This window comes from Nocardia sp. NPDC004573 (genome assembly GCF_053602135.1).
This window is the reverse complement of sequence record NZ_JBSGDA010000050.1, coordinates 1-8,252: the sequence shown is the minus strand read 5'-3', so window position 1 is coordinate 8,252 and position 8,252 is coordinate 1. Positions and strand designations below refer to the sequence as shown.

8 protein-coding genes and 2 pseudogenes are annotated in these 8,252 nt (G+C 67.9%); 7 read left to right on the top strand and 3 right to left on the bottom strand.

Features of this window, described 5'->3' with window-relative positions; all coding sequences use genetic code 11:
* Together ACWEKR_RS35250 and ACWEKR_RS35245 are read right to left on the bottom strand one after the other, a co-directional pair.
* Nucleotides 1–199 (bottom strand): annotated as a pseudogene (locus tag ACWEKR_RS35250) (hypothetical protein); the annotation flags it as partial.
* Nucleotides 196–408: a hypothetical protein gene (locus ACWEKR_RS35245; protein ID WP_452358192.1), complete on the bottom strand. Its 213-nt coding sequence runs from the start codon at nucleotides 406–408 to the stop codon at nucleotides 196–198. The pseudogene ACWEKR_RS35250 and the gene ACWEKR_RS35245, both read right to left, overlap by 4 nt.
* A 202-nt stretch (nucleotides 409–610) precedes the next feature.
* Between ACWEKR_RS35245 and acsA the strand changes: the two genes are divergently transcribed.
* From acsA to ACWEKR_RS35215, 6 genes and pseudogenes are all read left to right on the top strand, one after another.
* The gene (gene acsA, locus ACWEKR_RS35240; RefSeq protein ID WP_452358191.1) at nucleotides 611–2,425 is read left to right on the top strand and encodes an acetate--CoA ligase; all 1,815 of its coding nucleotides are present in this window, start codon (nucleotides 611–613) and stop codon (nucleotides 2,423–2,425) included.
* Between the two features lie 77 nt (nucleotides 2,426–2,502).
* Nucleotides 2,503–3,429, top strand: coding sequence for a pyruvate dehydrogenase (acetyl-transferring) E1 component subunit alpha (gene pdhA, locus ACWEKR_RS35235; protein WP_452358194.1), 927 nt, complete (start codon nucleotides 2,503–2,505; stop codon nucleotides 3,427–3,429).
* Entirely contained in the window at nucleotides 3,426–4,394 is a 969-nt protein-coding gene (locus tag ACWEKR_RS35230) for an alpha-ketoacid dehydrogenase subunit beta (protein ID WP_452358190.1), read from the top strand. Before pdhA ends, ACWEKR_RS35230 begins: the two co-directional genes overlap by 4 nt.
* Before the next feature lie 16 nt (nucleotides 4,395–4,410).
* A pseudogene (locus ACWEKR_RS35225) lies at nucleotides 4,411–5,109 on the top strand (E3 binding domain-containing protein); the annotation flags it as partial.
* Between the two features lie 78 nt (nucleotides 5,110–5,187).
* The gene (locus tag ACWEKR_RS35220; RefSeq protein ID WP_452358193.1) at nucleotides 5,188–5,889 is read left to right on the top strand and encodes a 2-oxo acid dehydrogenase subunit E2; all 702 of its coding nucleotides are present in this window, start codon (nucleotides 5,188–5,190) and stop codon (nucleotides 5,887–5,889) included.
* 3 nt (nucleotides 5,890–5,892) lie between these two features.
* The gene (locus tag ACWEKR_RS35215) at nucleotides 5,893–6,147 is read left to right on the top strand and encodes an acyl carrier protein (RefSeq protein WP_452358189.1); all 255 of its coding nucleotides are present in this window, start codon (nucleotides 5,893–5,895) and stop codon (nucleotides 6,145–6,147) included.
* Nucleotides 6,148–6,187: 40 nt separating this feature from the next.
* Here the strand turns inward: ACWEKR_RS35215 and ACWEKR_RS35210 are convergent, their stop codons facing one another.
* The gene (locus ACWEKR_RS35210) at nucleotides 6,188–6,766 is read right to left on the bottom strand and encodes a CBS domain-containing protein (protein ID WP_452358188.1); all 579 of its coding nucleotides are present in this window, start codon (nucleotides 6,764–6,766) and stop codon (nucleotides 6,188–6,190) included.
* 93 nt (nucleotides 6,767–6,859) lie between these two features.
* On the opposite strand from ACWEKR_RS35210, the gene ACWEKR_RS35205 reads away from it, so the two are divergent.
* The gene (locus ACWEKR_RS35205; protein ID WP_452358187.1) at nucleotides 6,860–7,936 is read left to right on the top strand and encodes a hemerythrin domain-containing protein; all 1,077 of its coding nucleotides are present in this window, start codon (nucleotides 6,860–6,862) and stop codon (nucleotides 7,934–7,936) included.
* The last annotated feature ends 316 nt before the right edge of the window (nucleotides 7,937–8,252 follow it).

The window sequence follows — 8,252 nt, the reverse complement described above, 5'->3', positions numbered from 1 at the left end:
GCATTTGGTCGGATGATTCGAAGCGCAGGAAACCCGACCAGGTGTGCACCGCGACGAGTTCGACGCCGCGGAAAGCGGCTTCATCGAAGGCGATCGTGGTGAGCCCGCTGCGGCTGCCGCGCAGATCGCGCAGCAGCAGATCGATCCGCTCGGTCGGGTCTATCCGCAGACCGGTCTCCGCTTCGACCAGGCCGGTCACAGCGACGCCACGGCACCACGGGTGCCCACCGCAGCGCTGCTGAGCCGCCGCCGGACATCATCGGCGACCGCGGGCGATCTCGCGTGCCGCACGGTCCGGGGGTCTTCGCGCGCTGCCACGGCCACCTCGGCACCGCGCAGACTTGGGTTCGGACGAATCGCTGCCCGCACCCGCACCACCGTTTCCGGTGCCGATTCGACGAAGGTCACCTGGTATCCCAGGAAGCCTTCTCGGTTCCTCTGGCTCGAGCGTGCGTTTTGTCGTGGGTTTCCGGACAGGGGCGAAGGTCCCGCACCGAGAGGTACCTTGCGGTCGCCCGACCGGAAACGACGGAGGTCATCAGCAGGCGAGGTCTTTACGCCCTGCCGAAGCGGCTGTCGCGGGTCGTTGACTTGATCGCGGGAGGCCGACATGAAGACCTTGAGCCATGAGGCATCGAACTACGCGCGGACGCGATGGGAACCGATCGAGAAGTCTACGGCGGAACGCGTCGGTGCGAACCTAACCGACTACCGGATGTCCTGCCAGGTATTCGACTGGGCGGCGGCACGCTCCTCGCTGGCCGGGTTGCCGGATGGGGGCGTCAACATCGCCTACGAAGCCGTCGACCGCCACCTGGGCACCCCTTCGGCCGATGTCACCGCACTGCGCGCGCTGCGCTCGACCGGCGAGTGCTCCACCTTGACCTACGCCGAGCTCGCCGCCCTGAGCAACCGATTCGCAGACGTGCTGCACGAGCTGGGTGTGCGCCCCGGCGAGCGGGTATGCATCCTGCTGGGCCGCACTCCGGAACTGTATGTCGCGGCGCTGGGCGCATGGAAAGCCGGATGTGTCGTTTCGCCGCTGTTCTCCGCGTTCGGACCCGAACCGGTGCGCCAGCGTTTGGCGATCTCCGAGGCGACGACGCTGGTCACGACGACAGAACTCTACCGGCGAAGAGTCGCGCCGATCCGCGCCGAGGTGCCGGACCTGCGGCATGTCCTCGTGACCGACGCCGATCCCGAGGGCGAGCTGCAAGATGGCGCCATCGACTTGCCGCTGGCGATGGTGGCCGCCGCCGCCGAATTCCCGATTGTGCGGACCCAGCCGGAAGATCCGGCATTGCTGCATTTCACCAGTGGGACCACGGGGAAACCGAAAGGCGCGGTTCATGTGCACGCAGCGGTGCTGGCCCACCGGATCACCGCCCGCTACGCACTGGATCTGCGACAGGGCGACGTGTTCTGGTGTACAGCGGACCCGGGATGGGTGACCGGCATGTCCTACGGGGTGATCGCGCCGCTGACCCTGGGCGCCACCGTGATCACCGACGAGGCCGATTTCGACGCCCTGCGTTGGTACGAAGTGCTCACCGCGCAGAAAGTCTCCGTGTGGTACACCGCGCCGACCGCGCTGCGCATGCTGATGCGCCGAGGCGACGAGCTGCCGCCCGGCACCGATCTGTCGCACCTGCGATTCGTCGCCAGCGTCGGAGAACCGCTCAATCCCGAAGTGGTCGTCTGGGGTCAGCGGGTTCTGGGCAGACCGATTCACGACAACTGGTGGCAGACCGAGACCGGCGCGATCATGATCGCCAACCTCGCCGCAGAGCAAGTACGGCCCGGTTCGATGGGACGGCCGCTGCCCGGCGTCGAAGCCACGATCCTGAGCCGCGGGCCGGACGGCCGGGCGGAAATGATCGACGGCGGCGTCCGGCATGCTCGAACCGGCGAGATCGGTGAACTCGCGTTGCGCGTTGGCTGGCCGTCGATGTTCCGCAGCTACTGGGGACAACCCGAAAGGTACACGCGGGCATTCGCCGCGGGCTGGTATCTGTCCGGTGACTTGGCCCGGCGTGACGCCGACGGATATTACTGGTTCGTCGGACGCGCCGATGACGTGATCAAGTCTGCGGGGCACCTGGTCGGACCATTCGAGGTGGAAAGCGCGCTGATGGCCCACCCGGCGGTGGCGGAGGCGGGAGTGATAGGCAAGCCGGATCCGGTCGCGGGCGAGCTGGTGAAGGCTTTTGTCCTGCTGCGCCCGCAATACCTCGCTTCGGAAGAACTGCGGGCGGAGTTGCTCGCGTTCGGCCGCCGGGCGCTCGGCGCGGTGGCACCCAAGGAGATCGCTTTCGCCGAGAGCCTGCCACACACCCGCAGCGGAAAAGTGATGCGACGACTGCTCAAAGCGCGCGAACAAGGGCTGCCCGAGGGCGATGTGTCGACCCTGGAGGCCGGGCAATGACCGCCACCGAACTGCCGGATCGAGTGGGTGACCGGCTGCCGCTCGCCGATACAGAACGCATCGAATTACTGCGGCAGATGATCCGCATCCGGCGATTCGAGGAGCGCTGCGTGCAGCTCTACAGCGCCGAGAAGATCCGAGGATTCCTCCACCTGTACGTCGGGGAGGAAGCCGTCGCGGCGGGGCTGCTGCGGCAGATCGGCCCCGAGGACGCGGTGGTGTCCACCTATCGCGAACACGGGCACGCACTCGCTCGCGGTATCCCCATGGCCTCGTTGATGTCGGAGATGTTCGGCCGCGCGTCCGGGTGCAGCGGCGGTCGCGGCGGATCCATGCATCTGTTCGATGCCGAACGACGCTTCTTCGGCGGAAATGCGATCGTCGGAGGAGGCTTGCCGCTGGCGGTCGGCCTGGCCCTGGCCGATGCCATGCGGGATCGGCCCGCGGTGACGGTGTGCTTGTTCGGTGACGGCGCCGCGGCCGAGGGTGAGTTCCACGAATCCTTGAACCTGGCCGCCCTGTGGCGGCTTCCGATCCTGTTCGCCTGCGAGAACAACCGTTACGCGATGGGCACTGCGTTGCACCGTGAACATGCGGTCACCGATCTTGCGCTGCGCGCCTCCAGCTACGGCTTGGCGGCCTGGCCCGTCGACGGCATGGACCCCGAGGCGGTCGCGGCGGCCACTCAGCGGGCGGTGGAATCGATCCGCGGCGGGAGCGGACCCTGCTTCCTGGAGCTGCGGACCTATCGGTTCCGCGCGCACTCGCTCTACGACGCCGACCGCTACCGGGACAAAGCCGAGATCGAGCACTGGAAGAAGCGTGATCCGATACCCCGCCTGTTCGCCGAGTTGCGGGCGACGGACGCCTTCGATGAGCAGGCCCTGTCCGCCCTTCAGGCCGCGGTCGACGCCGAGCTCGACGACGCGATCGCCCGGGCCGAGGCGGGACCGCTCGAGGACGTCGCCGATCTGAGCCGTCACGTCTACGCGGAGCGCCCATGATCACCTACCGCGAGGCGATGCGGGAAGCGCTGCGGGAAGCGCTGGATCGCGACGATCGCGTCTTCCTGATGGGCGAGGACGTCGGCGCCTACGGAGGCTGCTTCGGGGTCAGCCGCGGCCTGCTGGAGGAATACGGGCCGCGCCGGATCCGGGACACGCCGTTGAGTGAGTCCGCGTTCGTCGGTGCGGGCATCGGTGCGGCGCTGGGCGGTATGCGGCCGATCGTCGAGATCATGACCGGCAATTTCAGCCTTCTCGCGTTGGATCAGATCCTCAACAACGCCGCGACGTTGCGGCACATGTCGGGTGGCCAGCTCGGCGTGCCTCTGGTGATCCGGATGGCGACGGGCGCGGGTCGCCAACTGGCTGCCCAGCATTCGCACAGCCTGGAAGCGTTCTATGCGCATATTCCCGGACTACGTGTGGTGTCGCCTGCCACCGTGGCGGATGCCCGCGGAATGCTGTGGACCGCGTTGCAGGACCCCGATCCGGTCGTGATCTTCGAACCGATCACGCTGTACAACAGCGAAGGGGAACTGGCCGCCGACGCCGAGCCGGTGGACATCGACCACGCGGTGGTCCGGCGGGCGGGCGCCGATGCCACCGTTGTCGCCTTCGGCGCGACCCTGGCGATCGCCGAATCGGCCGCCGAGTCGCTCGCCGCCGAAGGAATCGCCGCGGAAGTGATCGATGTCCGCAGTCTGCGGCCGCTGGACGAGGCGACGCTGCTGGAGTCGGTGGCACGTACCCACCGACTCGTGATCGTGGACGAGTGCTGGCGCAGCGTCGGCATAGCGGCGGAGATCGCCGCGCGCGCGGCGGAACACGCCTACTACGACCTCGACGCACCGATCGGGCGGGTGTGCACTGCCGAAGTCCCGATTCCTTATGCGCGGCAACTGGAGGAAGCGGCGCTGCCGAGGGTGGAGACGGTCGTCGCCGCCGTGCGTGAGGCGGTGAGCTGAGGTGGTCGAGTTCCGGATGCCCTCGCTCGGAGCCGACATGATGGAAGGCACGTTGCTGCACTGGCTCGTGCATCCCGGTGACGTCGTGCACAAGGGAGACGTGGTCGCCGAGGTCGACACCACCAAGGCGGCGATCGAGGTCGAATGTTTCGACGACGGCGTCGTGGGATCGATCCTGATACCAGAGGGAAGGACGGTACCGGTGGGCACTCCGCTGGCGACGATCGAATCCGCGCCGCTCCGTCCGGGCGATGTCGAAGGCACCCCCGTCGCGACACCGGATGGTCACGCACTGCCCCGACCGGTAGCACCCCCTGGTGACGAGACAATCACCGGCCCGGGCGGTGCGAGGCAGAACGGTTCTCGTGCCACGCCGCTGATCCGCCGACTGGCACAGGAGGCGGGTATCGACCTGGCGACTCTCCATGGGTCGGGCCCGGGCGGGCGAATTGTGCGCTCGGACGTCGAGAAAGCAATCTCCGCCGGTTCGTCCACTGCGCCGCGATCCGAACCCGGCACCTCCGGCCCGCAGGAGCGTGTAGGGAGCGATGAGCGAAGGCAGGTTCGCGGAGAGTCGGGCACTCCCACGAGGGTCCGGCCTTCACCGCCAACCGCTGTGGCACGCGCTTCCGGCTACGCGCGGCGGCTGGCGCGCGAATCGGGAGTCGATTTGGCGAACATCCCGGGGACCGGCCCGAACCGCGCGGTGCGCGCGCGTGATGTGCGGCCAGCAGGGGCGCGCCCCGAGGCCGTCCCCACGGCGGCGGAGTCCCGACCTGCGCAGCCCGTCGGCGTGACAGATGCGATCGGCGCCGAAACGCTACCGCATGACGCCGTCGCAGTGCGCAAGGTCATCGCGGCGGCCATGACGCGGTCGAAGCGGACTGTGCCGCACTACTACTTGTCCAGCACCATCGACATGGACGCCGCGCTGCGCTGGCTGGAAGAGACGAACCGCCGCGTGGCGGTCAGCGCGCGCATCCTCTCGTCTGCTCTGGTGCTGTGTGCTTCGGCGCGGGCGGCGCGCGCTGTACCCGACCTGAACGGGCACTGGCTGGACGACGAGTTCCGTCCAGCGTCGGCTGTGCATCTCGGTGTGGTGGTGTCGCTGCGTGGCGGCGGGATCATGGTGCCCACCATCCCGGATGCCCACACGCTCGCTCCGCCGGCGATGATGGATGCCCTGCGCGGCGTTGTCGGCCGAGCTCGCTCCGCTCGGCTGCGATCCGCGGATGCCGTTCCCGCGACCATCACGGTGACGAATCTGGGTGAGCTGGGTGTGGACTCGGTCTTCGGCGTGATCGCCGCGCCACAGGTCGCGATAGTCGGTTTCGGCGCCGTCACTGCACGTCCCTGCGCGGTACACGGGCTGCTGGGTGTCCGCCCCCAGCTGACCGCCACGCTCTCGGCGGATCACCGCGCCAGCGACGGCGCCATCGGGGCTCGCTTTCTCAACACCGTCGCCGAGCTTCTTCAGCAGCCAGAGGAGATGTGAAACATGATGCCGCCAACCATGTCCCGTGCGCAGGCAGAAGATTCCGTGCGTGCAGCGCTGCGCGGATTCGCCACCGAAGCCGACATCTCGGTCCTCGGCCAGGACGACCCCCTGCGCAGCACCCTGGAACTCGACTCGATCGACTTCCTCACCTTCGTCGAACGGCTCTCCGCTACCAGCGGCCGGATCGAGGAGAGCGACTACCCACGTCTGTCGACGATCCGTTCCTGCGTCGACTTCCTCACCGACATTCGCTAGACACCCGTCCCTGCCGTCACGCGGACGACGAGACATTCGTTCAACGGTCGGGCAGGATCCGGGCGTCATCGATCACATCGACGTGCTCCACGCCGTCGACGGTGCGGGCGAGAGCGGCGACCACCTGTTGCTCACCGGTATCGGCGAAGATGCCGCGAACGGTGACCGCCCCGTCGACGACATCTATCGTCCACTGCCTGCGGCTGCCGGCGTAGTCGTCGAGCAGTGCGCGGATCTTCGCGTCGATGGTCGCGTCGTCGCTGAGCAGAATTCGCAGCAGGTCGCGCCGGGCCACGATCCCGACCAGCAGTCCGGCCTCCACGACCGGCATGGAGCGAAGCCGGCCGGTCAGCATGCGCGAGGCGATCGTGGCAGTGTCGGTGGTGGGCGTGACCACCTCCACCGGAGTCGACATCGCCGCTTCCACCGTCTTGTCCGGTATGCCGGGACCTACTGCGAGGGCGTCCGATTCGGACAGCATTCCGACCACGTGGCCCTGCTCGTCGATTACGGGAAGCGCGGCGAAGCCATGCGCGGTCAGCAGCGCGGTAGCCTCCGATAACGGTGTTCCTGGCCGCGCTGTCACGACGGGCCTGCTCAAGATGTCACGTGCACGCATCGGTATCACCTCGTATCTGCGGTGTCCGGAGCCGTGCCTGCGGCAGGCGCATGAACGCCCGACGGCTGGGACACAGCGGCGTTTCAGCTCCCGGTGTTTCGACCGTGCTGTGGTCGGTCTCGGCACCGGCCCGTACGTTCAGCATGGCCCGAATCCCTCGCTTGCCAGGAGAGGCATCTGCCCTGCCGGCCTGGGACCAATGTCCTCAGTCTCCGCCGGGCCGATATCCGGTCCGAGGGCGGCCGGGATTCTGCGAATGATCCAACGAGACACCGCGCGGCCGGGGTCTGCGACGACCCGGCGGCTTGTGCCGGAGTTGCGGCCTCGGATCCCGCCGCATGCTCGCTGCCGAGTCGCAGCACGGCCGCGAAGCCTTCGGCGAGGCATTCCCCGCTCCGCTCTGGGCATATCGTGGCGTGCGACGTCCTTCGTAGGCAGCACCGAGGGCGCGAGGGCCGTTGGTCCAGTCTGCTCGGGACCATTTCCATCCGATCGCAGACCCGTGGACCTGCCGTGCTTCGCTACAAAGCAGCAGGATGGAGTTCACATCGCTCCTGCCGGAGCAACGACGTACATCGCGGCCGGTCGACCGCGGCGATCGAGCCGCTGGTAGCCCGTTTCACGCGTGAGCACGGCAGACTGCGGGCCGCACGCGCGTCCGTGCGGCAGGCCGCCGACGCTCTGTCGAGCGGTCCGGGGCCGGGTGCCGACGCCGCGGTCCGCGGCGCGTTCGAACTCCTGGTCGACGACATACTGCCGCATGAGCACGCCGAGGAATCGGAACTGTATCCAGCGTTGACCGGTTATCTGCGCGATCCGGAGGCGATGGTGACCATGAGCAGAGAGCACACCGAAATCGAACGCCTCATCCGACGCGTCGGCCGTCACCTCGACGACGCGCCACAAGGAATCCGCGCGGACCAGATCGATGATCTGCGTGCCACCCTCTACGGACTGGACGCCGTACTCACCCTGCATTTCGCGCAGGAAGACGAAGCATTGTTCACCTTGGCGCCGTCGGTCGAAACTCCTTACCCAGTTCTGTCTGACGGACCCAGGTCCCAGCGCCCGAGGGGCGGCCGACTCCGCTGCGGTCCTCCGAGAATGAGCAGAGGATTCGGTACCGGGCCGAGACAAGTTCTTCCGCTGAACAGGCATCCGCGCCGGTAGTTGTCAGGGGCGGCATCGAGGAGGCTTCGATGGGGCCGGATTGTCGGTTCGTCTTTCCGGGTCCTCAGCTGACCGATCCGGAACAGCATCGCTGCCTGTCCGAGGTCGAACGCGCCGTGCTCGGCGCGGACTATCTCGCAGCCATGCGGCACCCTCCCGCCAGGTGCGTCCGACGGTCGATCAGGCTGTGGGTCGGCGGCGGTGCAGGCTCGGGTCCAGTTCGCCTTCGAGGTCAGCGCAGCGGTACTTGCCAGTGCAGCCGGGTGCCGGCGGGGCTGCCGTCCGGCCCGGTAGCGGCGGTGATGGTGAAGGTGCC